Origin of the sequence: Roseospira navarrensis, from assembly GCF_009601025.1 — a bacterium.
Taxonomy (GTDB): Bacteria; Pseudomonadota; Alphaproteobacteria; order Rhodospirillales; family Rhodospirillaceae; genus Rhodospira; species Rhodospira navarrensis.
Genome location: NZ_WIVE01000043.1, coordinates 1 through 26,206, shown reverse-complemented (window position 1 = coordinate 26,206; position 26,206 = coordinate 1). Strand labels below are relative to the sequence as shown.

Annotated in this window: 20 protein-coding genes; 12 read left to right on the top strand and 8 right to left on the bottom strand. The window is 70.1% G+C overall.

Features of this window, described 5'->3' with window-relative positions; translation table 11 throughout:
- Window positions 1-17 precede the first annotated feature (17 nt).
- The gene (locus GHC57_RS13135) at window positions 18-2,450 is read right to left on the bottom strand and encodes a YdgA family protein (RefSeq protein ID WP_153344962.1); all 2,433 of its coding nucleotides are present in this window, start codon (window positions 2,448-2,450) and stop codon (window positions 18-20) included.
- A 271-nt stretch (window positions 2,451-2,721) separates the two neighbouring features.
- Between GHC57_RS13135 and hrcA the strand changes: the two genes are divergently transcribed.
- The 5 genes from hrcA to GHC57_RS13110 all read left to right on the top strand — a co-directional run bounded on the left by hrcA (window position 2,722) and on the right by GHC57_RS13110 (window position 7,655).
- Complete coding sequence (gene hrcA, locus GHC57_RS13130) at window positions 2,722-3,786, top strand: heat-inducible transcriptional repressor HrcA (RefSeq protein ID WP_246152302.1); 1,065 nt, start codon at window positions 2,722-2,724, stop codon at window positions 3,784-3,786.
- Window positions 3,787-3,857: 71 nt separating this feature from the next.
- Entirely contained in the window at window positions 3,858-4,592 is a 735-nt protein-coding gene (gene grpE / locus GHC57_RS13125) for a nucleotide exchange factor GrpE (RefSeq protein ID WP_153344960.1), read from the top strand.
- A gap of 79 nt (window positions 4,593-4,671) precedes the next feature.
- Entirely contained in the window at window positions 4,672-6,159 is a 1,488-nt protein-coding gene (gene amrB, locus GHC57_RS13120; protein ID WP_153344958.1) for an AmmeMemoRadiSam system protein B, read from the top strand.
- On the top strand, window positions 6,156-6,638 hold the full coding sequence (locus GHC57_RS13115; RefSeq protein WP_153344956.1) for a hypothetical protein: 483 nt from the start codon (window positions 6,156-6,158) through the stop codon (window positions 6,636-6,638). Before amrB ends, GHC57_RS13115 begins: the two co-directional genes overlap by 4 nt.
- A 258-nt stretch (window positions 6,639-6,896) precedes the next feature.
- Window positions 6,897-7,655, top strand: coding sequence for an NRDE family protein (locus GHC57_RS13110; RefSeq protein ID WP_153344954.1), 759 nt, complete (start codon window positions 6,897-6,899; stop codon window positions 7,653-7,655).
- Between the two features lie 5 nt (window positions 7,656-7,660).
- Here the strand turns inward: GHC57_RS13110 and GHC57_RS13105 are convergent, their stop codons facing one another.
- Window positions 7,661-11,212 (bottom strand): class I SAM-dependent DNA methyltransferase, encoded by a 3,552-nt coding sequence (locus tag GHC57_RS13105; protein ID WP_211369193.1) that lies wholly within the window; start codon window positions 11,210-11,212, stop codon window positions 7,661-7,663.
- Between the two features lie 975 nt (window positions 11,213-12,187).
- On the opposite strand from GHC57_RS13105, the gene GHC57_RS13100 reads away from it, so the two are divergent.
- The 7 genes from GHC57_RS13100 (at window position 12,188) to GHC57_RS13070 (ending at window position 20,494) form a co-directional block, all read left to right on the top strand.
- A complete protein-coding gene (locus tag GHC57_RS13100; RefSeq protein WP_153344952.1) occupies window positions 12,188-12,871 on the top strand; it encodes a cell wall hydrolase in 684 nt (227 codons plus the stop codon).
- A gap of 299 nt (window positions 12,872-13,170) precedes the next feature.
- On the top strand, window positions 13,171-14,211 hold the full coding sequence (locus GHC57_RS13095) for an aspartate-semialdehyde dehydrogenase (protein ID WP_153344950.1): 1,041 nt from the start codon (window positions 13,171-13,173) through the stop codon (window positions 14,209-14,211).
- A 104-nt stretch (window positions 14,212-14,315) separates the two neighbouring features.
- On the top strand, window positions 14,316-16,979 hold the full coding sequence (alaS, locus tag GHC57_RS13090; RefSeq protein ID WP_153344949.1) for an alanine--tRNA ligase: 2,664 nt from the start codon (window positions 14,316-14,318) through the stop codon (window positions 16,977-16,979).
- 434 nt (window positions 16,980-17,413) lie between these two features.
- Window positions 17,414-17,785, top strand: a complete 372-nt coding sequence (locus tag GHC57_RS13085) for a response regulator (RefSeq protein ID WP_153344947.1) — start codon at window positions 17,414-17,416, stop codon at window positions 17,783-17,785.
- A 161-nt stretch (window positions 17,786-17,946) separates the two neighbouring features.
- Entirely contained in the window at window positions 17,947-19,101 is a 1,155-nt protein-coding gene (locus GHC57_RS13080) for a protein-glutamate methylesterase/protein-glutamine glutaminase (RefSeq protein ID WP_153344978.1), read from the top strand.
- A 4-nt stretch (window positions 19,102-19,105) separates the two neighbouring features.
- Complete coding sequence (locus GHC57_RS13075) at window positions 19,106-19,945, top strand: CheR family methyltransferase (protein WP_153344945.1); 840 nt, start codon at window positions 19,106-19,108, stop codon at window positions 19,943-19,945.
- A gap of 195 nt (window positions 19,946-20,140) precedes the next feature.
- The gene (locus GHC57_RS13070) at window positions 20,141-20,494 is read left to right on the top strand and encodes an OB-fold nucleic acid binding domain-containing protein (protein ID WP_153344943.1); all 354 of its coding nucleotides are present in this window, start codon (window positions 20,141-20,143) and stop codon (window positions 20,492-20,494) included.
- A 125-nt stretch (window positions 20,495-20,619) separates the two neighbouring features.
- Here GHC57_RS13070 and GHC57_RS13065 read toward each other — a convergent pair whose 3' ends face one another.
- The 6 genes from GHC57_RS13065 to GHC57_RS13040 form a co-directional block, all read right to left on the bottom strand.
- The gene (locus tag GHC57_RS13065; protein WP_153344941.1) at window positions 20,620-21,510 is read right to left on the bottom strand and encodes a hydrogenase expression/formation protein; all 891 of its coding nucleotides are present in this window, start codon (window positions 21,508-21,510) and stop codon (window positions 20,620-20,622) included.
- Window positions 21,507-21,812 (bottom strand): HypC/HybG/HupF family hydrogenase formation chaperone, encoded by a 306-nt coding sequence (locus tag GHC57_RS13060; RefSeq protein WP_153344939.1) that lies wholly within the window; start codon window positions 21,810-21,812, stop codon window positions 21,507-21,509. The genes GHC57_RS13065 and GHC57_RS13060 overlap by 4 nt, the downstream gene beginning before the upstream one ends.
- 33 nt (window positions 21,813-21,845) lie before the next feature.
- On the bottom strand, window positions 21,846-22,439 hold the full coding sequence (locus tag GHC57_RS13055) for a HyaD/HybD family hydrogenase maturation endopeptidase (protein WP_153344937.1): 594 nt from the start codon (window positions 22,437-22,439) through the stop codon (window positions 21,846-21,848).
- Between the two features lie 247 nt (window positions 22,440-22,686).
- Window positions 22,687-23,421 (bottom strand): Ni/Fe-hydrogenase, b-type cytochrome subunit, encoded by a 735-nt coding sequence (cybH, locus tag GHC57_RS13050; RefSeq protein ID WP_153344935.1) that lies wholly within the window; start codon window positions 23,419-23,421, stop codon window positions 22,687-22,689.
- A 37-nt stretch (window positions 23,422-23,458) separates the two neighbouring features.
- The gene (locus GHC57_RS13045) at window positions 23,459-25,252 is read right to left on the bottom strand and encodes a nickel-dependent hydrogenase large subunit (RefSeq protein ID WP_153344933.1); all 1,794 of its coding nucleotides are present in this window, start codon (window positions 25,250-25,252) and stop codon (window positions 23,459-23,461) included.
- Window positions 25,253-25,302: 50 nt separating this feature from the next.
- The gene (locus GHC57_RS13040; RefSeq protein WP_425500676.1) at window positions 25,303-26,091 is read right to left on the bottom strand and encodes a hydrogenase small subunit; all 789 of its coding nucleotides are present in this window, start codon (window positions 26,089-26,091) and stop codon (window positions 25,303-25,305) included.
- Window positions 26,092-26,206 lie beyond the last annotated feature (115 nt).

Genomic DNA, 26,206 nt, shown 5'->3' with positions numbered 1-26,206 from the left:
CGGCGTCTCCACCGCGCCTATTGCGGGGGCGGGGCGCCGCCCCCCATCATCAGCGCCGCCGCCGGGGTTCCGTTGATGAGCACCCCCTGTTGCGGCGAGATCTCGATGTCATAGAGATGCGAGCCCGGCGAGTCCTGACGGGCCAGGCCGCGCAGCGCCACCAGCACGAGCAGCGGCTGCTGCATGGTCGGGTCGGTCTTGGCCCGCTCCTGCAACAGCGCCATGGTCTCGTCCAGGCCGGACACGGACAGCGAGAAGCCGCCCGCCACCTGCTGCGGCATCATGCCGGAGACCGCCACGTTGCCGCCGCCCTCGACCCGATAGGCCGGGGCGCCGATGGTCAGGGACTCCAGGTCGAACACCGGACGGTGCGTCTGCAGCAGGCGCGCCATTTCCGCTTCCATGTCGGCTTCGGACGCGCCCGGGTTCATCGGGTCGCCCATGCCCATGCGCGACAGCGCCGGGATCGGCAGCCGGCTGCCGTCCAGCGTGAAGCTGGCCTCGCTGGGGATGATCTCCGGGGGCGCGGCCATGGCGGCCATGGGCCCCAGGTCCAGGCCCTTCATGTCCATGGACAGGGTGGCGTCCGTCACGTCCACGCCCGGTGCGGCCGCCGGCATGCCGAAGTCCAGGCCGAAGGCCGCCAGCCCGCCCATGGGGTTCATGTCGGTGCCGATGGCGACGTCCTCGATGCGGATCTTGGCGGTGCCGCCTGCGACCGTCGCGGTCTCGTTGATGGCGCTCAGGATCTCCAGGATCTTCAGGAACGGCGCGTCGCTGGCCATGGCGTCCACGCCGCGCGCATCGAGTTCCGCCTGGAACGCCTCCAGCGACTGCGCGGCCATTTCGCGCAGGGCCGGCAGGTCCAGATCCTCGGTCATGGTGTCCACATCGACCAGCCCGATGCTGACCGGCGGGCCGGCCTCGGCGTCGTTGATCTCCAGGCCGGTCATCATCAGCCGCGACGGCCCGTCGGCGAAGCCGCGCTCATCCTCCTCCAGGCCGCCGGTCAGTTCCATCCGCTCCAGGGCGAACACGGGCTGGCCGCGCTCGCGCACGTTCAACCCCGACATCAGGATTTCGCTGTTCACGGAGCCCAGCCGCATGTCGCGGATCAGGCCGGCATACAGGCCGAACATGCGCGACATCAGCTCCGGCGGCGGCGGTTCCGGCATTTCGGCGTCGGCGTTCGCCTGACTGTAGACCTGCATCTCGTTGGCCAGGGGCATGAACGCGCCCATGAAGGCCCGCAGGCGCTCCGTGCCCAGCCCCTCGCCCTCGGTGGACATGCGCAACGCGCCCAGATCCACCTGATTCTCAAGGGTCGCGCCCCGCGTGCGCAGGCCGTCCAGGGAGAACGCGAAGCGGCCGGAGGGCGTGCCGCCGGCGACCTCGCTGGCGGTCATCTCCATGCCGATGGTGTCGAAGGTCACCGACTCGGCGGGCGACAGATAGATCTCGATGCCGGAGAGATCCAAGCTGGCCTCGCTGGTCCCCAGCACTTCGGTGCTGTAGACGCGGCCCATGCGGTCCATCATCTGCTCGTAGGTCGGCAGGCGCGGGTCCGTGCCCATCATGCGGAACAGATCCATGTATCCGGCCGGCACGTCGTCATAGGTCAGCGTGGCATCCATCCCGGTGATCGCGATGGTCGGGTCGTGCTCGCCCTGGGCGATGCCGACGTCGGTCATCTGCGCGGCCAGATCGGCGTTGAAGCGGCCACTGTCCGAGACGGTGGACTCCAGCGTCAGGGTGCCGTCGCCGATGGTGAAGACGACCGGGTCCCGGGTGTCCTCCGCCACCGAGACCGAAATCCCTTTCAGGGTCAGGCTGTCGTCGCCGAAGAACGGCTGGTCCGGGCGGATCAGGCCGCGGGCCGAGATGGTGTCATAGGTGATTTCGCCGACCTTGCCTTCTTCCGAGAACACGGTGATCGGCGCATCCAGGCGATACTGGTACTCGATGTCGCCGTCGGGCCGGTTGCTGGCGCCCACCTCCAGGTCGCCCACCGAGATCAGCGTCGGGAAGCCGGCGGCCGAGTAGACCCGCAGCGTCAGTTCCGGAAAGGTGATGAAGGCGCCGCCCTCCGGCGTCTCCTCGGCGGTGATCGGCCCGTCCGTGGCGAACACGTCGCCCTGGGTGGCGGAGAACATCAGGCGCAGCGACAGCAGGATCCGCTCGCGCACCTGGGCGGCCAGCAGGCCGACGCCGACGTCCGGGTTGAGCGCGGGATCAAGCACGGGCAGGGCGGGCAGGTTGGCCGCCACCCGCGAGCCCTGGGACTTGCGCGGGGCCTCGGACTGGGCGACGGCGGGCGGCGCGGCCACGGCGGCGACCGCGAGCCCGGCCGCGACGCCGGCGGCCGCGCCCTTCCAGAGCGCCGGGCGGCGGGGGCGAGGGGCCGGCACGGCCCCGGGATCGGCAAGACGGCGGGAAATCGTGCGAAGCATACCGTGGCCCTTCCCTGTTCCTGTTGCTTTCATGCGCCGGGGATTTTTCCGCGCGCCGGTGGCGCGGACAGCGGCTCACCCGGCCCGCATGGTAAACCGAGCGGGGCCGTCAGCCAACGCCCATGGCGTGGCCGTTCCGAGACAGCCCGTCGTCCGGCAAAGCATCGGCGGCGGGCGGGGGCGACGTTGACGTATCCCCCCCCGCTCCCTAGATTTTCGCTCTCTTCGGATCGACGCGGTCCGAACCCTTGACAGGCTTGATGACCCGCACATGGCCGCTTCGCCCACGACACCGATGTCCCCCAGGATGGACCTGGACGCCCGCTCGCGCGAGGTGTTCCAGCGCCTGGTCGATACCTTCGTGGAGACCGGGGAGCCGGTCGGCTCGCGCACCCTGTCGCGCAAGATGTCGGTCGGTGTCTCGCCCGCCACGATCCGCAACGTCATGGCCGACCTGGAGCACGAGGGTCTTCTGTACGCCCCCCATGCCTCGGCCGGGCGTCTGCCCACCGAGCTGGGCCTGCGCATGTTCGTCAACGGGCTGCTGGAGGTGGGGGCCATCGACGCCGAGGAGCGGACGCGCATCGAGACCATGTGCCAGGCCGCCGGCCGCAGCATGGAAGGCATGCTGGAGGAGGCCACGTCCCTGCTCTCCGGCCTGTCCAGTTGCGCCGGGCTGGTGATCGCGCCCAAGGCCGACGCGCCGGTGAAGCATATCGAGTTCGTGCACCTGGGGCCGGGCCGCGCCCTGGTGGTGATCGTCGAGGCCAACGGCGTGGTGGAAAACCGGGTGGTGGAGGTGCCGCCCGGCGTGCCCCTGTCGGCGCTGGCCGAGGCCACCAACTACCTCAACGCCCGGCTGGCCGAACGCACCCTGGACGAGGCCCGCGAGGCCGTGCTGGGCGAGTTGGAAACAGACCGCAGCCTGCTCGACGACCTGTCGCGCAAGGTGGTGGCCGCCGGCCTCGCCACCTGGTCCGACGACCGCAGCGGCGCCGCCCTGATCGTGCGCGGGCAGGGCAATCTGCTGAACGACGTCAGCGCGGCCCAGGACCTGGACCGCATCCGCGCCCTGTTCGACGTGCTGGAGGCCAAGGAACAGGTGCTGCGCATGCTGGACCTTGTGATCGGCGCCGAGGGGGTTCAGATCTTCATCGGGGCCGAAAACGATCTGTTCACGCTGGCCGGGTGCTCGATGATCGTGGCGCCCTACCGCAATGGCCGCGAGGAGATCGTCGGCGCCATCGGCGTCGTCGGCCCGACCCGCATCAACTACCGGCGCATCGTGCCGCTGGTGGACTACACCGCGAAGGTGATCGGCCGCCTGATCGGATGACCGGCCGCAAGGCCGGCGCTCCCTTCGATCGCTTCGCTCTTCCCCGACCTGGACAGACAAACGGACACGCCATGACCCAGAGCACCGCCAACGACCCGTCCCGCCCCGACACGGCGCCCGACGCGGACGACGGCCGCACCCCGGCCGAGGATGCCGCCGCCACCGTGGGGGCGGACGACACCCTGCACTTCGACGAGGCCGCGCCCGGCGCGGCGGCCGAGGCTGAGGCCGGGGCCGGGGCCGGAGACGGCGCCGTTGACCTGGACGCCCGTTGCGCCGAACTGGAAGCCGAGGTGGACAAGCTGCGCCGCGACTACCTGGGCGCGCTCGCCGAGGCCCAGAACGCCAAGCGCATGGCCGACAAGCGCATCCAGGACAACACCAAGTACGCCGTCTCCAATCTGGCCAAGGCCGTGCTGCCGGTGGCCGACAACCTGGAACGCGCCACCGCCGCCGCGCCCGAGGAGGCGCGCAACGCCGATCCGAACCTGAAGAACCTCGCCGTCGGCGTGGAGATGACCGCGCGCGAGCTGCTGACCGCGCTCGGCCAGTACGGCGTCAAGCGGATCGAGGCCCTGAACCAGCCGTTCGACCCCAACCTGCATCAGGCCATGCAGGAGATGGAGAACCCCGACGTGCCCGCCGGCACCGTGGTGCAGGTCTACCAGGAGGGCTACGTCATCCATGACCGCCTGCTGCGGCCGGCCATGGTGGTCGTGTCCAAGGGCGGGCCGAAGCGCCAGCCGGCGGCCCCGGCCGACGCGCAGGCCGCGCCGGAAGCACAGGGCGTCGATACCAGCGCGTGACGGCGCGGCCTTGGGCCCGGGCCTGCCCCGGGTCTATACTGACCCCGCGACCGCCCCGCATGCACGGAGGGTCCGGACCATGACTCATGCCCCCGCTCCCGGTGCGATCCGCCCGCCCGCCGTCGCCGGGATGTTCTATGGCGACGAGGCGGACGGCCTGCGCCGCACCGTCACCGCGCTGCTGGACCGGGGCCGCGCCGCGCGCCCGGCCGATGCGCCGGTGCCGAAGGCGATCATCGCGCCCCATGCCGGACACGTGTACTCCGGGGCCACCGCCGCGCTGGCCTATGCCCGGCTGGAACCGGCCCGCGAGCGGCTGCGGCGCGTGGTGATGCTCGGCCCGTCCCACCGCATGCCGGTGGGTGGTCTGGCGCTGTCCGGGGCCGAGGCCTGGCGCACGCCCCTGGGCGACGCGCCGCTGGATCAGGCGTGGGCGCGGCCGCGCCTGGAGGGGATCCCCGACGTCGAGGTGTTCGACAAGGCCCACGCCGCCGAGCACAGCCTTGAGGTCCACGTGCCGTTCCTGCAGGTCATGCTGCCCGATGTGGCGCTGGTGCCGCTGGTGGTCGGCCGCGCCGCGCCCGATCTGGTGGCGCGGGTGCTGGAGGCCCTGTGGGACGGCCCGGAAACGGCCATCCTCGTCAGTTCGGACCTGAGCCATTTCCTGGACTACGACACCGGCCGCGCCAAGGATGCCCGCACCGCCGCCGCCATCGAGTCCCTGGACCCGGAGGCCATCGGGCCGCACGAGGCCTGCGGCTGCATGGGCGTCAACGGGCTGCTGACGCTCGCCCGGCGGCGCGGCCTGACGGTCGAGCGCCTGGGCGTATGCAACAGCGGCGACACCGCCGGCACCCGCGACCGGGTGGTGGGCTACGGGTCCTGGGCCTTCCACGAGGCCGACCCGCCCGCGGCGGCCTCCGACGACGATCCCATCGCCGCCACCGCTGATCTGGTGGAGCGGCACGGCGCGGATCTGCTGCGCCTCGCCGCGCTGGGGCTGGCGCACGGGGTCCACCACGGCGCGCCGCCGCCCGTGGATCTGGACGCTGAGCCCGAGGCGCTGCGCGCGTCCGGCGCCGCCTTCGTCACGCTCACCCGGACCTCGGACGACGCCCTGCGCGGCTGCATCGGCTCGGTGGAGGCGCGCCGCTCGCTGGCCCGGGACGTGGCCGAGCACGGCTTCAACGCCGGGGTCCGCGACACCCGCTTCCCGCCGGTGCGCGCGGCCGAGCTGCCGGGCCTGCGGGTCTCGGTCTCGGTGCTGACCCCGTCCGTGCCCATGCCGGTGCGGGATCGGGCCGACCTGCTGGCCCGCCTGCGCCCCGGCGTGGATGGCCTGATCCTGGAGGAAGAGGGCGGCCGCCGCGCCCTGTTCCTGCCGCAGGTCTGGGAGCAGTTGCCCGACCCCGAGACGTTTCTCGCCCATCTGATGCGCAAGGCCCGGCTGCGCGATGACCACTGGTCGGACACGATCCGGTTCGCCCGCTTCGAGACGCGGGGCGTGAAGGGCGCGCCGTGGGACGCGACTGGGGCGGCCCAAGCGGAGCCGGGGGCCGCCTCATGAGCGAGCCCAACCGCGACTCGCCGCCGCTGTGGAAGATGATTACGGGCACGATCATCGCCCTTGGGGCTTCGACGGCCATCGTCATCTATCTGGACAGCATTTCGGAGAAGACCGGCACCAAGCCGGGCGAGTCCACCGTGACGGCCGACGGCTGGACCACGGAGTTGCCGGCGCAGTTCGCGGGCACCTGGATCGCCGGCAACGACTGCACCAGCGACAGCGCGCCCCTGATCGTGTTGTCCAACGGCGGCTATCGCTGGCGCGACGGGCCGACCAACTGGGGCTTCGCGCGCGGCCGCTACCGCTACGACAGCCCGGTGACCCACCGGATCGAGTTCCGCTTGAACAAGCTCAACAGCCCGCACTCGGGCACCACGGACTACACCATCACGGTGTCCGGCTCGGTTCTGAAAAAGTACAATCTGAAAAGCGGGACCATGGAGGAATACAACAAATGCGAGGGCGGGGCCGGGAGCTGACGGTCCCGCCGAGGCCGGGCGGGAGTTGTACTCCCGCCCGGAACCGGTTCATGAACCGAAGGGAAAAACGGTCCGGACGGGGCTGCAAGCCCCGTCCGGCACGGTCAAGCCAGTTCGTACGGCGTGTTGAGATGCGCGAAGCGGATCGGCTCTGGCCGTGGGAGGGCTGCGGCGGCAAGGGGCCTGGACAGCGACCGGGCCGAATGCCGCGCTTGTCCCCGCCCGCCTTCATTCCCTGCCCTGTGAGACACCCCGCCCATGTGCACTCTGATCCTGCTGCGCCGCCCCGATCACCCCTGGCCGCTCGTCATCGCCGCCAACCGCGACGAGATGCGCGACCGGCCGTGGACCGCCCCCGGCCGCCACTGGCCCGACCGCCCGGAAGTGGTCGCGGGCCTGGACGATCTGGCCGGCGGCTCCTGGCTCGGCCTGAACGACCACGGCGTGGTCGCCGCGCTGCTGAACCGCAAGGGCACGCTGGGGCCGCAGGCCGGCAAGCGCAGCCGGGGCGAGCTGGTGCTGGAGGCGCTGGACCACGCCGACGCCGTGGACGCGGCCGAGGCGCTGGGCCACCTGAACCCGGAGGCCTACCGGCCCTTCAACCTCATCGTCGCGGACACCCGCGACGCCTTCTGGATCCGGGTGGCGGAGGACGGCCGGGTGGGTGTGGAGCCCCTGCCGGAGGGCCTGTCCATGGTGACGGCGGGCGACCTGAACGACATCCGGGATGCCCGCATCGCCGCCAACCTGGATCGCTGGCGGGCGGCACCCTGGCCGGACCCGGACCTGCCGGGCGATGACGGCTGGGAGGCATGGACGCGGCTTCAGGGCCTGGGGCCGGACCCGGACGCCGCGACGCCGGGGGCGGGCATGTGCTTCGCCTATGACAGTGGGTTCGGCACCGTCTGCGCCAGCCAGATCGCCGTGCCCGCGCCCGCCCTGGACCCGCGCCCGCCCGTGCTGCGCTTCGCCGCCGGCCCGCCCGACCGCACGCCGTTCCGGCCGCTGGAGGGGTAGGGGCGTCAACCGCGCGTGGCCAGGGGCTCGAACCGGCGGCGGTCCGGGCTGGCGCGCACCAGGCCCATGTCCACCAGGGTTTCGACCAGATCTTCCACGTCGCGGCGGCGCGCCCGGCGGAAGGTGCCGGCGATCTGGTCCACAGACACCGGCCCGCCGGCCGTGCCGAGCACCTGCCGCACGGCGGCGATGCGCGCCCGGGTGGGCTTCGGCCAGGGGCGCGGGGCTGCCCGCTCCGTCGGACCGAGGTCCAGTTCGGCCGCCGCCTCCGTCGCGGCCAGGGTCGCGCCGGTGGGATGCTGGAACGTTGGCCGCAGCCAGCGCACCCGGCCCTTGGCCTCCTCCGCGACGCGGTCCCGGTTCAGGTCCACCAGCCGCCCCAGCATGGCTTCGTCGTCCAGGCCCGCCGGCCAGCCGTAGGCCTCGGCCACGGCGCCGTCCAGATCGTCGTGGATCTCGCGCAGCACCTGCACCGTGCCCGTATCCTTGACGGCCTGCTCGGCCTCCGTCAGCGGGCGGCCGGCGCGCAGGGCCTCCAGCACGTTGTAGAGGCCCGTCAGGGTGAGGTCCGGGTGCGCGGCCTGTCTGTCCTTGCGCAACGCGTCCAGGTGCTCGGCCAGCGCGCGGATGCGGGCCGCCTGGGCCTCCGTCGCGGCCGGGAAGGGGAATCGGTCGAAGCAGTGGGATTTGACGTAGACCGGATCATTGCCGAAGCCCAGGCGTCCGCCCGCCGCCAGCGCCCAGGCGACATGCAGGCGCGAGGACAGCACGCCCAGCACATAGGCGTCGTCGTGGCCGATGGCGACCAGCTTGTTGTCGGGCCGCACGCGGGCGTCGAGGAACACGAACACCCGGTGCTTGGCGGTTTCCACCGTGGCGATGTAGCGCGGCAGGCCGTCCAGGGCGCGGCGCAGGTCGGTCCTGGGCTCGCCAAAGATCCACCAGGTGTCTCGATACGTCGCGCGGTTGTTCTGATCCCGCTCCGGTTTCACGGTCTCCAGCAGGTGCTGATAGATCTCCGGGTGGCGGTCGCGCACCGCCTCGGCGTCCTGGCCGAACAGGTCGATCACCATCCGGCCGCGGGTGCGCTGCATCAGGTCGCGGCCGTTCAGATAGGGATGGATGACGGTCTCGACTCCGGGACGGGTGCCCAGGCCGAGCGTCCGGGCGTGCTCCGGCGAGACGATGAAGCCGGACCCGTGCAGCTTCACGCCCGGCGAGCACAGGGCCGCGTTGGCCCGGAGCGGCCGGGCCAGGGTGAGGTTCGGCCCCAGGCGCAGGTTGGACCAGATCTTGCCCGTCCGCTGGGACAGGCTGACCAGATGGCCCAGCCCCGCCTTGCCGCGCGACGCGGATCCGGTCACGGTCAGCAGGCGGCCGGGGCGGTCGCCCGCCTCGCCCACCGTCATGGCGATGCGCACGGCGGCCCCTTCGCCCGCATCGACCCACGGATGGTCCGGAATGGCATAGACCAGCGACAGCGGCTGGCGGTGCCCGACGTGGCGTTCGACCACGCGCCGGTTGTAGGTCTGGGACATGGAATTCGTCGTGATGAACCCGAACCGCCGCACCTTGCCGGCCCGCGTCAGTTCGGCCGCGCGATGCCACCAGTACATGACCAGATCGGCGGCGTTCGGCAGGGCCTTGCCATAGACCGCCCACAGCGCCTCGGCATAGCCGTCGCCCAGTTCGTCCCGCAGGTCCTTGCCGCCCTGGAACGGCGGGTTGCCGACGATGAAGTCCGCCGGCGGCCAGGGCGCCGGGCCCGGCTGGACGTAGACGTGATCCCCGATCCGCTGCGTCTCGTCCGGCACCCGATGGCCGCTCGCCGGGTCGATCCGATACGACCGCCGGTCCCAGCGCGTCACCGGGCGGCCCGCCGCGTCGATGCGGGGGCGCCGGTCGCGCCAGACCAGCAGGGCGTCGCGGCACCGGATGTTGCCGTAGTCGTGCAGCACCGGGTCCGGCGGATTGGCGCGGCCGAATGCCCGCCGGTGCCATTGCAGGTAGCCGATCCACAGCACCATGTCGGCGATGGCGGCGGCGCGCGGGTTGACCTCCAGGCCCCGGAACTGCTGCGGCGACACCTCCAGGCCGTGGGCGCGCAGGCTCCATTGCCGCTCGCCGTAGGTGGCGGCGGCGGCGCAAACCTCGTCCTCCAGGCGCTTCATCAGGTCCAGCGCCACATACAGGAAGTTGCCCGTGCCGCAGGCCGGGTCCAGCACATTGACCGCGCACAGATGGGCGTGGAAGGCCTGGATCTCGGCCAGGGCCTCGTCGGGGCGGTCGGCCAACGCGGCGCGTTCGGCGGCGGCCTTGACCGTGTCCCACTCGTCGCGCAGGGGCTCCATGACCGTCGCCGCCACCAGCCGTTCCACATAGGCCCGGGGGGTGTAGTAGGCACCCAGGCGGTGACGCTCGCGCGGGTCCAGGGCGCGTTCCAGCAGGGTGCCGAAGATGGCCGGCTCCACGTCCTGCCAGTCGGCCGCCGCCGCCTCGATCAGCAGGTCGATCTGGTCGCGGGTCAGCGGCAGCGGGGTCTGGTCGCGGAAGAGGTGGCCGTTGAATCGCCGCACCGTCGCCCCGATGGCCGCCGAGAAAGCCGCTCCCGTGTCCATGTCGCGCCACAGGGCGGCGAGCATGTGGACCAGCGTGTCCGGGGCGTCGCGGTGGCTTCGCAGGAGAGTGGTGACGCTGGCTTCGGGCAGCAGGCCGGTGTCCTCGGCGAACAGGGTGAACAGGCCGCGCATCAGGAAGGCGGCGACGGCCTCCGGCGCGTGCCCGGCCGCCTCCAGCGAGCGCGCCAGGTCCGCCAGCCGGGCCGAGACCTCGCGCGTGACCTTCTCGGTGCGCCGGGCGGGGTCGAGCCCATCCGGGTTGGTCCAGGCCAGGCGCAGGCGCTCGCGCGGGGCGGGGTCCAGCAGGTCCGTCAGGTGGATGCGGTTGCGCCCCGCCGCCGGGAACGGGGCATAGGCCCGGCCGTTGCGCGAGAAGTTGGCGTACAGGTCGAAGCAATAGCCGATGTCGGCCACGATCAGCAGCGGCGGCCAGCCCTCGTCCTCCGGCAGGTGGTGGGCATAGGCCGAGGCCTGCATGAAGGCGGCGTGCATGGCCCGTTCCCAGGCCGGGGTGCCGCGCGGGGCCACGTTGCGCTTGCGGCGGGCGCGGGCCGAGACGGTGTCGCCGAACAGGTCACTCTGCGGGGGATGGCCGGGGGTCGAGCCCGCGTCGGGGCTGTCGGCGGCGCGGGCGCTGGCGCCCTGCTTGGCCTCCAGGATGAAGGTGTCGCGCCGGTACAGGTCGATGCGCCGCGTGGTGATGCCGCCGTCGGTGGAATGGACCCGCACCGCCTTCTCGAAACGGTAGGCGTCGGCGCCCGGCATGCCCTCGGACAGCACGGCCGGCAGGTCCAGCACCTGCGCCAGTTCGGTCAGGAACGCCTGGTAAGACGCCCGCTCGGCCGCTTCCGCCGGCGCCCAGCGGGCGATGAAGCGGCGCAACGGGGCGTCGTCGGGCCCGGTGGAGTCGGGGGCGCTGGACGGATCGGCGGGCGACATGGGCGGTGGCGGGTGTGGCGGGGGACGCACTGACGGGACGGCGGCGTGGCGCCGCTCTGTGGGGTCGGGATACTCCTATGATTCGCAAAAAGAGTCATTAGCAATCTAAAGGGGCGATCTGGTTGTTGACTCGTATGGTGTGCACGCGAAAACCCCGCCCCCGGCGGAGAGGGGACGGGGCGGGGCCAGGCAGACGTTGGGTCATTCCAGCCGACGGACCGGATCACCCTGTTTTGTCGGGGGGGACGACCCGGCTGGGGTGGGAGCACGGGTGACCCGGCCGCGACGCGGGCCTGAGGGACTGGGGGGGCGACCCGTCGATTCGATGAAAGGCCCATTATTGGGCGGTTTAAAGAGGAAAAACCCGAAAAAGTGTGTGGCGCTTGCGCCACGGCCCGGCCTGAAACGCCGCGCCTATTTCGAGAATTCGTTGCCGTAAACACTCTTGTGTTGGAGGGGCGCCGGGTCAGGGTCGCGCCCGAACACATTTTCATCAAATCTTTTTTTCCGCCGCGTGAAGGAAAGGGGCCCGCCTCCTGTCCGGGCCCGGAACAATGCTGCGGTGCAGCATGGGGGTTGCGCCGGGCCGTCCAGGTGGATACCTAGAGCAGTCTGCTTGTGACGCCGCGTCCATCAGAGCCCGCCATGCGGGCCAACGCGGCGTCACGGCACGGGCATGGGGCAGGAACGCCCCCCCCTGTCCGGTCCGCGTCCCGGTTCCATGGGCGCGATCCGGCGGGGATCGTCCGGACAATGACCAGCCCGGCCCGTCAGAGGCCAGAGGGGCCACGTCCGGATCAGAGGGCGGCCGCGTCGCCGCCGCAACCAGGGTGATCGGGTGCGAGCCAGGGAAGAGCCGAACGGCATCGTTCGGGCTTCCAGGGTCCGATTCACCATTTTTTCGCAGGCCCGATGGGCCGCGCTTTTCCGTGGAGCCTTTGGGTCCGCGACAGCTTCGAGAGGGTCACGCTGACCATGGATGCCACACGACGCCCCGTTCGCCGGATCCTCGGCGGTCTGCCGGCGCTGCTTCTCGCAGTCCTGCTGGTGGCCGGGGGACTGGTGCCGCGCGCCCAGGCCCTGGCGCCGGGCGCCGACATCCCGGCGGACATCCGGATCGACTGGGCCAACATGGTCGTCCCCAGGGACGAGTTGATCTGCCTGGCGCTCAATGACTACTGGGAGGCGCGCGGCGAGAGCACGCGCGGCCGCGTGGCGGTGGCGCAGGTCGTGCTGAACCGGGCCCGCGACCCGCGGTTCCCCGCAAGCATCTGCGGCGTGGTGACGGAAAACCGCTCGACCAAGCCGCGCCTGTGCCAGTTCTCGTGGAACTGCGACGGCCGCTCCGACACGCCGCACGAGGCGGCCGCCTGGCGCGCCTCGGTCCTGCTGGCGAAGTCGCTCCTGATGCGCAACAATGCCATCAGCGACCTGACCGGGGGTGCTCTGTGGTACCACAACCGTCACGTGGACCCGGGCTGGAGCGGCCGGCTGGAGTTCGCCACGCGGGTCGGCGATCACTACTTCTACCGCGAGGCCGGGCCGCGCGTGCAGCAGGCGGGCGCACCGCCCATGACCTTTGCGGACTGGACCGACGAGCAGGCTCGCACTCAGACCGGCGAGGACGGCGACCAGTTGGCGCGCTCCGAGGACCGTTGACCACAGGCACCCGTCCGGGGCCGGGCGGGTGGTTTCAGACACGGGGTGGGCCGCGGACACGGCTCGCCCCGTTTTTTGCATGCGAGGAGGGAGAGCCCGCACGGGCGCCCCTCCCTGAACGCATGGCACCGGCGAAGCGGTGCCATGGCGGCACCGGCCCTCTCGCCCACCCGGCCACCCGCAGGAGACTCGCGTGGGATGGCCGGGTGGGGGAGAGGGCCGGCCACGGACTTCAACGGTCCTCGGCAGAGGCCGTTGATATGACAGCACCGGAACCGGAACAAGGGACTCGAAATCTGATGGCGTACAGAGAAGGCGGCTACCGCGTGGCGGTGATCGGCGCCAGCGGCAACGTGGGGCGCGAGATGCTGGCCATTCTGGCCGAGCGCGGATTCCCGGCGAAGGAAGTCATCGCCCTGGCCTCGTCGCGCTCCGCCGGGCAGGAGGTTTCGTACGGCGAAGACGCCGTGCTGAAGATCCAGGACCTGGAGAAGTTCGACTTCACCGGCGTGGACATCGCTCTGTCGTCGCCCGGCGCGAAGGTCTCGGCCGTCCATGCGCCGCGCGCGGCCAAGGCCGGATGCGTCGTGATCGACAACACCTCGCAGTTCCGCATGGACCCGGACGTGCCGCTGGTGGTGCCCGAGGTCAACCCGGAGGCCATCGCCGGCTTCCGCAAGAAGGGCATCATCGCCAACCCGAACTGCTCGACCATCCAGATGGTCGTCGCGCTGAAGCCGTTGCACGCGGCGTTCGGGATCACGCGGCTGGTGGTCTCCACCTATCAGTCCACGTCCGGCGGCGGCAAGTCGGCCATGGACGAGCTGTTCAACCAGACGCGCGGCATCTTCATGAACCAGCCCTGGCGCGACCACCAGGACAACTTCCCGAAGCAGATCGCGTTCAACGCCATTCCGCACATCGATGTCTTCATGGACGACGGTGCGACCAAGGAGGAATGGAAGATGAACGTGGAGACGCGCAAGATCCTGGATCCGAAGATCAAGGTCCACGCCAACTGCGCGCGCGTTCCGTCGTTCATCGGCCATGCGGAATACATCAACATCGAGACCGAGAAGCCCATTGACGCCGAAAGCGCCCGCGCCGTGCTGCGCAAGGCCGAGGGGATCACGGTCGTGGACATGCGCGAGGCCGAGGGCTACGTCACCCCCGCCGAATGCGCCGGCGAGGACCCGGTCTACATCTCGCGCATCCGCGATGACGCGACGGTGGAAAACGGCCTGTCGTTCTGGTGCGTCTCGGACAACCTGCGCAAGGGGGCCGCGCTGAACACCGTGCAGATCGCCGAGGTGCTGTGCCGGGACTATCTGGACGCTTGACCCGTCCTGTTCCGCGCCTCACCTGGACTCCGGGGGCGCCCGCGCGGTAAAAGCGCGGGCCGCTTCCGGCGTTCCCCGCACGGTGTTACGGACCCAGTCAGACCATGCAGACCACCAGTCAGATCCGCCAGACCTTCCTCGACTTCTTCAAGCGCGAAGGCCACGAGCACGTCGCCTCCAGTCCGCTGGTGCCGCTCAACGATCCGACGTTGATGTTCACCAACGCGGGCATGGTGCAGTTCAAGAACGTGTTCACGGGCAACGAGACGCGGCCGTACAACCGGGCCGTGACCTCGCAGAAGTGCGTCCGGGCGGGCGGCAAGCATAACGATCTGGACAACGTGGGCCACACCGCGCGGCACCACACGTTCTTCGAGATGCTGGGCAACTTCTCGTTCGGGGACTACTTCAAGGAAGAGGCCATCGACTTCGCCTGGCGGCTGGTGACCAAGGAATACGGCCTGCCGGCCGAACGGCTGCTCATCACCGTGCATTCCACCGACGAAGAGGCCGCCGGCCTGTGGCGCAAGGTCGCCGGTCTTCCCGATGACCGGATCCTGCGCATCCCCACCTCGGACAACTTCTGGTCCATGGGCGAGACCGGCCCGTGCGGTCCGTGCTCGGAAATCTTCTACGATCACGGCGAGCACATCCCCGGCGGCCCGCCCGGCAGCCCGGACGAGGACGGGGACCGCTTCATCGAGATCTGGAACCTGGTGTTCATGCAGTTCGAGCAGATCACCAAGGACGAGCGCGTCGATCTGCCCCGGCCGTCCATCGACACCGGCATGGGCCTGGAGCGTATCGCCGCCGTGCTGCAGGGCAAGCACGACAACTACGACATTGACCTGATGCGCAACCTGATCGAGGCCATCGCGGCCGCCGGCGGCACCGATCCGGACGGGCCGCATCAGGTCAGCCACCGGGTCATCGCCGACCACATCCGCGCCTGCGGCTTCCTGATCGCGGACGGCGTGCTGCCCTCCAACGAGGGGCGCGGCTACGTGCTGCGCCGGATCATGCGCCGGGCCATGCGTCATGCCCACATGATGGGTGTGCGCGATCCGATTATGTACAAGCTGGTGCCCGCGCTGGTGAAGGAGATGGGCCAGCCCTTCACCGAGCTGGAGCGCGCCCAGGCGCTGATGACCGAAACCCTGAAGCTGGAGGAAAGCCGCTTCCGCCAGATGCTGGACCGGGGCCTGCGCCTTCTGTCCGACGAGACCGCGCATCTGCCCGAGGGCGGCACCCTGCCGGGCGAGGTGGCGTTCAAGCTGTATGATACCTACGGCTTCCCGCTCGACCTGACGCAGGACGCGCTGCGCGGCCAGGGCATGGCCGTGGACGAGGCCGGCTTCAAGGCCGCCATGGCGCGCCAGCGCGCCGAGGCCCGCAAGGCGTGGGCCGGCTCCGGCGACGCGGCCACCGAAAAGGTCTGGTTCGAACTGCGCGACCAGTTGGGCGGAACGGACTTCCTGGGCTACGCCACCGAAAGCGCGGAAGGCCAGATCACCGCCATCGTGGTGGACGGCAGCCCGGTCGAGGCGGCCACCCCCGGCGCCGAGGTGGCCGTCATCGCCAACCAGTCCCCGTTCTATGGGGAATCCGGCGGCCAGATGGGCGATACCGGCGTGATCGTGATCCCCGAGAAGGGCCGCGTGCGGGTGCGCGACACCCAGAAGAAGCTGGGCGACCTGATCGTGCACATCGGCACGGTGGAGGAGGGCGCCGTCTCGGTCGGCGACGAGGCGCGCTTCGACGTGGATGGCTCGCGCCGCTCGGCGCTCCGGGCGCACCACTCGGCCACCCACCTGCTGCACGAGGCGCTGCGCCGCGTGCTGGGCGCGCACGTCACGCAGAAGGGCTCGCTGGTGGCCGCCGACCGGCTGCGCTTCGACATCAGCCATCCCAAGCCGCTGACGGCCGAGGAGACGGCCCGCGTCGAGGCCATCGTCAACAGCCAGATCCGCGCCAACGAGGCCGTGACCACCCGCCTGATGGAGCCCGAAGCCGCCATCGAGGCCGGCGCCATGGCCCTGTTCGGCGAAAAGTACGGTGACGAGGTGCGCGTGGTCTCCATGGGGGTCATGGAAGCGACCACCGGCAAGCCCGTGTTCTCGGTCGAGCTGTGCGGCGGCACCCACGTGGGCCGCACCGGCGATATCGGCTTGCTGAAGATCGTGGGCGAGAGCGCGGTCTCGGCCGGCGTGCGCCGGATCGAGGCCGTGGTGGGCGACGCCGCGCTGTCCTGGCTGAACGAGCGCGACGCCATGCTGTCCCAGGTCGCGGAGGCGCTCAGGGCCTCGCCCGCCGAGGTGCCGGGGCGCGTCGCCGCGCTGCTGGAGGACCGCAAGCGGCTGGAGAAGGAGCTGGCCGACACCCGCAAGAAGCTGGCGCTCGGCGGCGGCGGGGGCGGCGCCGCCCCCGCCGACGAGACCGTGGCCGGGGTGACCTTTGCCGGGCGGCTGCTCCAGGACGTGCCGGCCAAGGACCTGAAGGGCATGGCCGACGAGATCAAGCAGCAGATCGGCTCCGGCGTGGTGGCCCTGGTCAACACCGCCGACGGCAAGGTCTCGCTGGTGGTTGGCGTGACCGACGACCTCAAGGGCACGCACGATGCCGTGGCGCTGGTGCGCGCCGGCTCGGCCGCCGTGGGCGGCAAGGGCGGCGGCGGCCGGCCCGACATGGCCCAGGCCGGCGGCCCGGACGCCGACAAGGCCGGCGAGGCCCTGGCCGCGATCAAGGCCGCGCTGGCGGGGGCGGCCTAGGCGCCGCCCGTCGGCGTCGGTCGGCCTCAAGGGCGCCCTGTCGCGCCCCGACCACCGACGCACGGGGCTCCGAGCCTGGATTGTCGCCCTGTGACACCGAGGGGGGTAACCCGTCTTCCGAGATCCTTCGGTCGCGCCGCTCCCTCAGGATGCCACACTTTTTATAGAATGTGTCGTCCTGAGCGCCCTTGGGGCGCGAAGGATCACGTGCGGAGGCCCGGACCATGGCAGCCCTGTCATCCGGATTCAGCACTCCGAGCCGACGCGCGCGATCCTTGACGGTTGAACCGATTTGGCCTTTAACACAGGGAGCGGGTTGAACGCGCGGGCCGGGACACGCCGGCCCGGCTGAGCGCGGCCGCACCCCGATCCGGGCTGGTCCGGACGGGATCGGCCCCGGCCCCTCCTGAGCGCGCGGCAAACGAAGGTTCGTCATGAAATCATGCCTGATCGTGGACGACTCCAAGGTCATCCGGATGGTGGCCAAGAAAATTCTGCAGGAGTTGAGTTTCGAGACCGAGGAGGCTGAGGACGGCCAGAGCGCACTCGACATCTGCAAGGATCACCTGCCCTCCGCCGTGCTGCTGGACTGGAACATGCCGGTCATGAGCGGGATCGAGTTTCTGCGACAGTTGCGGGCCCTGCCGGGCGGCGATGCGCCGGTGGTCGTGTTCTGCACCACCGAGAACGATATCGAGCATATCCAGGAAGCCATCGAGGCCGGCGCGAACGAGTACATCATGAAGCCGTTCGACAGCGAAATCCTCCAGGCGAAGTTCGCCCAGGTCGGTCTGATCGAGGAATAGACCCCGCCCCCTCTCAGGGCCGGACCGTTGGCATGGCCGGCGGACACGGCCGGGGCAGCGCCGCCGCACGCGAGACGACAGAGGATTCCGGATTGGCAGCTTCAACGTTCGGCAGGACAGGTCGCGGAACGAACGAGTTCGAAGACGATCCCTTGCGCGTGATGATCGTCGATGATTCGGCGGTGGTGCGCGGGCTGGAGTCCCGCATGCTGTCCGAGGATCCGAACATCACCGTGGTGGCCTCGGTCAGCAACGGCCAGCTCGCCGTTCAGGCCCTGGAACGCCACGACATCGAGGTGATCGTGCTCGACATCGAGATGCCGGTGCTCGACGGCCTGTCCGCACTGCCCAAGCTGCTGGCGCGCAATCCGAACCTGAAGATCATCATGGCGTCCACACTGACGCTGCGGAACGCCGAGATCAGCCTGCAGGCGCTGCAGGCCGGCGCGGCGGACTATGTGCCGAAGCCGGTGGCGTCGCGCGAGATCACGGGCGAAAGCGAGTTCAAGCGCGATCTGGTCGCCAAGGTCCGGGCGCTGGGCGCCGCGCATCGCCGCGAAAGCCGGTTCCGTCGGGGCGGGGCCGCGCCCGCACCGGCCACGCCGACCCGGGCGCGCGGCGGCGCCCCGGCGGCCCCGACCGCCCGCGCGCCGGGACAGGCCCGGCCGGCCGCGACGCCCACCCTGCGCCCCGCGCCGACGGTGGTGCTGCGTCGGCCGCCGCGCGTGCAGGAGGCCATTGACGTCATCGCCATCGGCAGTTCGACGGGCGGGCCGCAGGCCCTGTTCACCGTTCTGGGCGGATTGAAAGCCGCCGGCGGCGTGCGCCAGCCGGTGCTCATCACCCAGCACATGCCGGCCACCTTCACCACCATCCTGGCCGGGCACATCAGCCGCGCGTCCGGCATGGAGGCGCACGAGGCGAAGGACGGCGAGACCATTGTGGGCGGCCACGTCTATGTCGCACCGGGCGATTATCATATGGTCGTGGACACGAAGGGCGCGAACCGTATCATTCGCCTGAACCAGGACCCGCCGGAGAACTTCTGTCGTCCCGCCGTCGATCCGATGTTCCGCAGCGTGGCGCGCGTCTATGGCCGTCGCGTGCTGGGCGTGGTACTGACTGGAATGGGATCGGATGGCACCAAGGGGGGTGCGATGATCGTGGAGGCGGGCGGAACCATCGTGGCCCAGGACGAGGCGACCAGCGTCGTTTGGGGCATGCCCGGCGCGATCGCGCAGGCGGGGTTGTGCACGGCCGTTCTGCCTGTGGGCGAGATCGGCCCCTACATTTCGAAAATCGCAAGCAAGCGCTGATGTCATGAAACCGGACGACTTCGACTATGTTGCCAAGCTCCTGAAGGAGCGGTCCGGGCTGGTCCTGACGAAGGACAAGGCCTACCTGCTGGAAAGCCGGTTGATGCCGCTTGCTCGCAAGCGCGGGCTGAAGGGACTCGACGACCTGCTGGCCCTGGTGAGGAAGCGCGATACCACGGTCGAGAAGGCCGTGGTGGAGGCGATGACCACCAACGAGTCCTTCTTCTTCCGCGACAACAAGCCCTTCGACCAGTTCCGTTCCATCGTGCTGCCCAACCTGCTGAAGGCGCGGGCGAACAAGAAGTCGTTCCGTATCTGGTCGGCGGCCTGCTCCTCGGGGCAGGAGCCATACTCGCTGGCCATGATCCTGCGCGAGGAGGCGGCCAAGCTGGCCGGCTGGCGCGTGGAGATCGTGGGCACCGACCTGTCCACCGAGATCCTGGCGAAGGCGCGCGCCGGCGCGTACAGCCAGTTCGAGGTGCAGCGGGGCATGCCCATGACCCTGCTGGTCAAGTACTTCAAGAAGAAGGACGAGAACTGGGTCATCGACCCGTCGGTGTCGTCGATGGTCACGTTCAAGGAATGGAACCTGCTCGGCGACCTGCGCGCCCTCGGCCATTTCGACGTGGTGTTCTGCCGCAACGTGCTGATCTATTTCGATCAGCCGACCAAGGGCAAGGTGCTGCAGAGCATTTCCCAGATCATGGCGGACGACGGCGTGCTCTACCTGGGCGGCGCCGAGACGGTGCTGGGCATCTCGGAGCACTTCAAGCCCGTGCCCGGCCAGCGCGGCATCTATGCCGTCACCAAGGGCAACGGCACCTCTCTCGGCGCGCCGACCTGATCCGTCCGGCCGTCCGGCCTATGACCTCACGTGATGGGCCGGGCCGTCTCGATCAGTCCCCCACATAAAAAAGGGCAAAAACGTCTGGAACGACGCCCCCCCCTCCACTCGTTGTCTGGGCATGCCCCTGTCGGGGAGACCTTCACGAAGCCCGGCAGGCTGGACCACAGATGGACCAGACGAAAGGAGGACGCCATGAAACGCACGATTCAGACGATTGCGATGGCCGCCGCCACCACGACCATCATCGGCGGGGCCGCCATGGCGGAGATGTATGACTATCCGCGTGACACCACGGTGAACGGCCGGGTGACGGCCGTGAATGAGCAGGCCGGCACCTTCACGGTGGCCGACCGTTTCGGCGAAGTGGACGTGTACGTGAACCGTCTCGGCGACAACCCGCTGGATGATGTCGGTCGCGTGAAGATCGAGACGGACGACGTGGTGAGCGCCTCCGGCATGATCTCGGTCGATGAGGAGGATCAGGATCGCGAGATGCACGCCGGTCGCGTTTCGGTGCACATCGACGCCAGTTCCAAGGCGAACTGATCGCGCTCTCTTGATCCCATGAGCCGGACCCGACGGGGTGGGGCGCAAGCCCCGCCCCGTTTCCGTGTGGGCGTGGTGCGGACCGGCGACAGGCTTTGGCGGTCATCGTCAGATGCCGATCCGGATTACAAATAGGCGTCCCGGATCTCGGCCAGCCGGGTGGCGGCGTCGGCGAAGTCCTCCGGCGCGGCGGCGACCACGGCGGGCACGCCCCCCACCTCCAGCGTGTCCAGGATCACGGTGCCGGAGGCATTCAGGAACCGCACCGACCACACGCCATCCACGCCGCTCAGATCCATGTCGCAGGTGCCGTAGCCGCCCGCCCGCAGCGTCACGGGGCCCGGGCCGAGCGTGGCCTTCAGACAGGCCAGGTCGGCGGCATTCACCGGCAGCAGCGACAGGGTGACCACGTGGTTGGGCCGCCCGGGCTTATGGGCCGCGGCCCGACCGACGATCTCGGACAGCAGGGGCCATGCCGCCATCGTGCCGGTGGGGGGAGTCTCGTCCAACGCCAGGTCCGAGGCCGCGCGCCCGCCGCGCGCCGCCGCAACCACCCGGGGCATGGGGCCGGCCTCGATCCAGCGGCGGCGCGACTGCCCGTCGGGTCCGCGCCGATGCAGGCGCCACACGCCCGTCAGAACGGATTCCTGTACGGCGACCGTGCCGCCATCGGGCTCGCGCACCTCTCCGGACACCTCGCCCGTGCCCAGGATCTGATCCAGCAGCGTGAGTCCGTCCGGCCCGATGTCGGTGAGGTCGAACACGCTCGGCAGCGGGTCCGGCGGCGCATCCGGGGCGGGCACGGCGCGCATGCGCAGGTCGTCCAGCAGCGCCTCCACCAGCGCCAGCGCCTCCGGGGCCCGGGACACCAGGGCTTCGGCCTCGGCCAGGGCGCGGGCGCGGGCGACCGAGGCGGACAGCGCGCCGGGCGCGGCGGGATCCGGGGTCCCCGGCGCCGGCAGCGCGGGGCCGGCGGCCCAGTCTCCGGGGGGGCCCTCGGGGGGCGCGATGCTCATGACAGGGTCTCCCGCCGCAGATGGGCCGGCAGTTCCGGCTCGCGGTCCACCAGATCGGCGAACAGGTGATCCACCGCGCCGCCGGCCCGAACCTCCATCACGGCATCAAGGGCGCGGTCGATCTGGGCCGCCTCCTCGTCCGTCAGGGTCTGGAAGGCGGTGTCGCGATGCACCAGCACCCAGGAGCCCACGGGCGGATCGTCCACCAGCGCCAGGGAGACGGCGCGCGCCGTGTCGCGCCCGGCGCAGAGCGCGACCGTGCCGTGGGTTTCGAGAATGCGCATGGGAAGGCCGAGGCACATGGGACGGGTCCTGTGTTTGCGGTCCGATCAGGATCACGCGGGGGGAAAGGCGCGCGGGCGCCCCTCGAACGCGGCCAGGTCCAGGCCGGGGGCCAGCAGGCCGGCCGCGCCCTCGGGCAACGGATCCGGCCGGATCGGGGCGCCGAGTCCCCAGGCCGCCAGTTCCGCCACCGCGAGCCGCACGGCCTCGTCGAGCCGCGCCCGCACGGGCTCGGACAGCGGCCCGCCCCAGGTCTCCAGGTCGGCCGCCTGCACACCGATCAGGGTGAGCCGAGCGGGCGCCCCGCCCATCAGGTCGGCCGCCGACAGCACGTCCTGAAAGCCGGTCTGGTGCAGGCTCATCTTCTTCGCGCCGGTGAAGCGGGGCACGTCGGCCCCCCGCACCACGATCATTTCGCCGGGCGTCAGGCCGTAGTCCACGGCGTCGAACACCAGCAGGGCGTCGGCCGCCCGGACGTGCTGCACCAGATAGAGGCCCTGCGTGCCGCCATCCATCAGGGTGACCGCCTCCGGCAGGATGTGGTGGCGGTGCAGCGCCTCCACGCAGCGCACCCCGAAGCCCTCGTCGGCCCACAGCAGGTTGCCGATCCCAAGGACCAGGGTGCGGTTCGTTTGATCGTCGGTCATTCCGCCCTCTTGTCTTTCCGCCCTCGTGTCCTTCCGTTCGCGCGAGTCGGATCGATGGGCGCGATCCAAACCCCTTCCCCCGGAGGGGGGAGGTCGGGAGGGCGAAGTCACTGCGGACACAGGCTTGTCTTGCGGCGCATCAACCCCACCCCGCCCCTCCCCTATCCAGGGGAGGGAGTCCGGTTGGCGCCCGCCGCCCGAACCGCTCGATCCGTCACCCGACGGACCCGATGGTCGGACGCTCGCCTCAGTCATCCCGGTTATCCTTGAACATGCGCTCGCCCGAAATCATGGTCGAGATCATGGACTGACGGGACAGGATGTCTTCGCGGACGGCGGCGTAGATGTGGATCATGGTGTAGATCACGAACACCCACATGCCGACGTGATGCCAGGTGTGGACGGACTGACTGTTCGGGAAGATGTCGAACACCCAGCCGAACAGCGCGGATTGCCAGCTATCCTGTCCGGTGCCTTCCGAATACAGGGCGAAGCCCGTGACGATCATGAAGAACATGCCCAGCATGAACACCCAGAACATGACGAACTGGGCCAGCGGGTTGTGACCGACGTACTTCTTCGGCTCCGTGCGCATGAAGGCGTACCAGCTCGCCTCCCACAGCACGCCCTTCCAGTAGGTCGGGCTCCAGAGCGGCATCTTGAACAACTGGCGGGCGTGGCTGTTGCCGACCACGGCCCAATAGAGGCGGAAGATCCAGCCCACCGCCAGCACATAGCCGGCGCTGAAATGGATGAACCGGGTCGTGCCCATGACAAACGAGTCCGAGGCCTCGCCCGGCACGCTGGGCAGCGGGTTGGCGATCAGATAGCCGGTCACCGCCAGCACGGTGATCGCCAGCGCGTTGATCCAGTGCCACGCGCGCAGCGGGGCTTCGTAGACGTAAATCGATGTGCGGTCCACCGAGGCGTCCTCGGGCGCGGCGTCGGCGGCGTGGATGTCCCGGCCGGTGCGGATGGCCATGGCGTCCTCCCTTGTGGGTGGGTCTTGCGGCACCGGCTCAGCGCACCACGACGCTGGACCGCTCGCGGCCGTCCGGGGTCATGACGTGGGTCGAGCAGGCCAGACAGGGATCGAACGAGTGGATGGTCCGCAGGATCTCCAGCGGCTGTTCGGGGTCGTGCAGGGGGGTGTCCAGCAGGGCGGCCTCGAACGCGCCGATGTTGCCGGCCGGATCGCGCGGCGAGCCGTTCCAGGTGGTCGGGACCACACACTGATAATTCTTGATCTTGGTGTTCTCGATCTCGACCCAGTGGCCGAGCGCGCCGCGCGGGGCCTCGGTGAAGCCCGCGCCCCGGGCCGATTTCGGCCAGGTCGAGGGCGCCCACAGGTCGGTGTTGGCGGTCGCGGTGTCGCCGGCCTTGAGGGTAGCGATGAGCGTCTGGAACTCGGCCTTCAGCGCGTGGGCGGCCCACTGGCATTCCAGCCCGCGCGCCGCCGTGCGGCCGAGCGTCGAGAACAGCGCCGAGACCGGCACGTCCAGATGGCGCAGGGTGGCCTCCACCGGCTCCTTGAACTCCGGCTTGCCCTGGGCGTAGCCGATCACGAAGCGGGCCAGCGGCCCCACCTCCATGGCGTGGCCGCGCCAGCGCGGCGCCTTCAGCCAGGAATACTTCGCCGCCTCGTCCACGGCGTTGATCCGGGTGGCGTCGCCGTCGGTGTTGGGACCGAGTTGGAACGCCGGCTCGGTCACGCCGTCGAAGGGGTGCAGGCCCTGGCTCTCGTCCGGATAGCGGTACCAGGAGTGCATGACGAACTCCTGGATCTGCTGCGGATCCTTCAGGTCCACCTCGTGCACCGTGGACAGGTCGCCGCCGACGATGGCCCCGCGCGGCAGCATCAGGCTGTCGGCGGAATAGTCGTTGGGCCGCGCCGGCATGTCGCCGTAGGACAGCAGGTTCATGGACGACAGCCCGCCGCCGTGCATCCAGTCCTTGTAGACCGAGGCGATGGCCAGCAGGTCGGGGATGTAGACCTGCTCGATGAAGGCCACGCTCTGGTCGATGATGGAGCCGACCATGTTCAGCCGCTCCATGTTGATCGCGCCGACCGCCCCCGTGCCGTCCAGATTGATGGGACAGGGCACCCCGCCGACCAGCCAGTTGGGGTGCGGGTTCTTGCCGCCGAAGATGGCGTGGATCTTCACGATCTCCTTCTGGAAGTCGAGCGCCTCCAGGTAATGCGCGACGGCCATCAGGTTGGCCTCGGGCGGCAGCCGGTACGCGGGATGACCCCAGTACGCGTTGCGGAACGGTCCCAACTGGCCGGAGTCCACGAACGCCTTCAGCCGGCCCTGCAGGTCGCGGAAATACCCCGGCGAGGACATCGGCCACGACGAGATCGACTGGGCCAGCGCCGAGGTCTGCTTGGGGTCCGCCGACAGCGCCGAGACCACGTCCACCCAGTCCAGCGCGTGCAGATGGTAGAAGTGAACGAGATGATCGTGCACATACAGCGTCAACTGCATGATGTTGCGGATGGTGTTGGCGTTGGCCGGGATGTCGATGCCCAGCGCGTCCTCGACCGCGCGCACCGAGGTCAGGGCGTGCGTGCCCGTGCAGACGCCGCAGATGCGCTGGGTGAAGGCCCAGGCGTCGCGCGGATCGCGGCCCTTCAGGATCAGTTCCAGGCCGCGCCACATGGTGCCGGTCGAGACCGCGTTGCGCACAACGTTGTCGTCATCGACGTTCAGTTCCAGGCGCAGGTGGCCCTCGATCCGGGTGACCGGGTCCACCACCACGCGGCGGCCGGCGGTGTCCAGAGTGAAGCCGTTCGGCGTGCTCATCGTGCTCATGGGTCAGCGTTCCTCGTCTGGGCGGCCGTTCGGGGATCAACGCCCGGGTGTCAGCTCTTGTCCTGCTCATGCGCGGCGCGGGCGTCGGCGGCGTCCTTCTTGTCGCGCGCGGTCTTGATGATGCTGACCCCGGCGTGGGCGGCGATGGCCCCGCCGGTCACGGCGGCGGCGGTCAGGCCGAGGGTGTCGGCGTCGCCCTCGACCGGCAGCGGGTCGAGCGTGGACAGCCGGCTGTAGAACGGCCCCTTGTCCCAGAAGTCCTGTTCCGAACAGCCCAGGCAGCCGTGCCCGGACTGGATGGGGAACGAGACCCCTTCGTTCCAGCGCACGGTCGAGCACGCGTTGTAGGTGGTCGGCCCCTTGCACCCCAGCTTGTACAGGCAGTAGCCCTTGCGGGCCCCCTCGTCGTCCCAGGATTCGGCGTACTGGCCGGCGTCGAAGTGCGGCCGGCGGTAGCACTTGTCGTGGATGCGCTGGGAATAGAACATCTTCGGCCGGCCGTGGCGGTCCAGCGCCGGCAGGCGGCCGAAGGTGACCACATAGGTCAGCACGCCCGTCATCACCTCGGCGATGGGCGGGCAGCCGGGCACCTTGATGACCGGCGTATCGGTCACGACCTCGTGCACCGGCGTCGCCTGTGTGGGGTTGGGCTTGGCCGCCTGCACGCATCCCCAGGAGGCGCAGGACCCCCACGCGATCACCGCCATGGCCTCCGACGCCATCTCGGTCAGCGTGTCCTTGAAGGGGCGTCCGCCCGGCATGCAGTAGACGCCGCCGTCGGCCAGGGGCGGGTTGCCCTCCACGGCCAGGATATACTTGCCCTTGTGGGTCGTCCGCACCTCGTCGAGGATCGCCTCCGCCTGATGGCCCGCCGCCGCCAGGCTGTGTAACCTGATGTCTGGAAATTTTGCACGAGGGGGCGCACCTGCATGCCCATCCGTGGGGCGCGCCCCA

Coding starts and splice junctions, on each gene's coding strand:
- GHC57_RS13085 (WP_153344947.1), top strand. CDS start 17,414: ATGAAATCATGCCTGATCGTGGACGACTCCAAGGTCATCCGGATGGTG.
- GHC57_RS13095 (WP_153344950.1), top strand. CDS start 13,171: ATGGCGTACAGAGAAGGCGGCTACCGCGTGGCGGTGATCGGCGCCAGC.
- GHC57_RS13115 (WP_153344956.1), top strand. CDS start 6,156: ATGAGCGAGCCCAACCGCGACTCGCCGCCGCTGTGGAAGATGATTACG.
- GHC57_RS13110 (WP_153344954.1), top strand. CDS start 6,897: ATGTGCACTCTGATCCTGCTGCGCCGCCCCGATCACCCCTGGCCGCTC.
- GHC57_RS13100 (WP_153344952.1), top strand. CDS start 12,188: ATGGATGCCACACGACGCCCCGTTCGCCGGATCCTCGGCGGTCTGCCG.
- GHC57_RS13135 (WP_153344962.1), bottom strand. CDS start 2,450: ATGCTTCGCACGATTTCCCGCCGTCTTGCCGATCCCGGGGCCGTGCCG.
- GHC57_RS13060 (WP_153344939.1), bottom strand. CDS start 21,812: ATGTGCCTCGGCCTTCCCATGCGCATTCTCGAAACCCACGGCACGGTC.
- GHC57_RS13080 (WP_153344978.1), top strand. CDS start 17,947: ATGATCGTCGATGATTCGGCGGTGGTGCGCGGGCTGGAGTCCCGCATG.
- amrB (WP_153344958.1), top strand. CDS start 4,672: ATGACTCATGCCCCCGCTCCCGGTGCGATCCGCCCGCCCGCCGTCGCC.
- alaS (WP_153344949.1), top strand. CDS start 14,316: ATGCAGACCACCAGTCAGATCCGCCAGACCTTCCTCGACTTCTTCAAG.
- GHC57_RS13065 (WP_153344941.1), bottom strand. CDS start 21,510: ATGAGCATCGCGCCCCCCGAGGGCCCCCCCGGAGACTGGGCCGCCGGC.
- GHC57_RS13045 (WP_153344933.1), bottom strand. CDS start 25,252: ATGAGCACGATGAGCACGCCGAACGGCTTCACTCTGGACACCGCCGGC.
- hrcA (WP_246152302.1), top strand. CDS start 2,722: ATGGCCGCTTCGCCCACGACACCGATGTCCCCCAGGATGGACCTGGAC.
- grpE (WP_153344960.1), top strand. CDS start 3,858: ATGACCCAGAGCACCGCCAACGACCCGTCCCGCCCCGACACGGCGCCC.
- cybH (WP_153344935.1), bottom strand. CDS start 23,421: ATGGCCATCCGCACCGGCCGGGACATCCACGCCGCCGACGCCGCGCCC.
- GHC57_RS13055 (WP_153344937.1), bottom strand. CDS start 22,439: ATGACCGACGATCAAACGAACCGCACCCTGGTCCTTGGGATCGGCAAC.
- GHC57_RS13075 (WP_153344945.1), top strand. CDS start 19,106: ATGAAACCGGACGACTTCGACTATGTTGCCAAGCTCCTGAAGGAGCGG.
- GHC57_RS13070 (WP_153344943.1), top strand. CDS start 20,141: ATGAAACGCACGATTCAGACGATTGCGATGGCCGCCGCCACCACGACC.
- GHC57_RS13105 (WP_211369193.1), bottom strand. CDS start 11,212: ATGTCGCCCGCCGATCCGTCCAGCGCCCCCGACTCCACCGGGCCCGAC.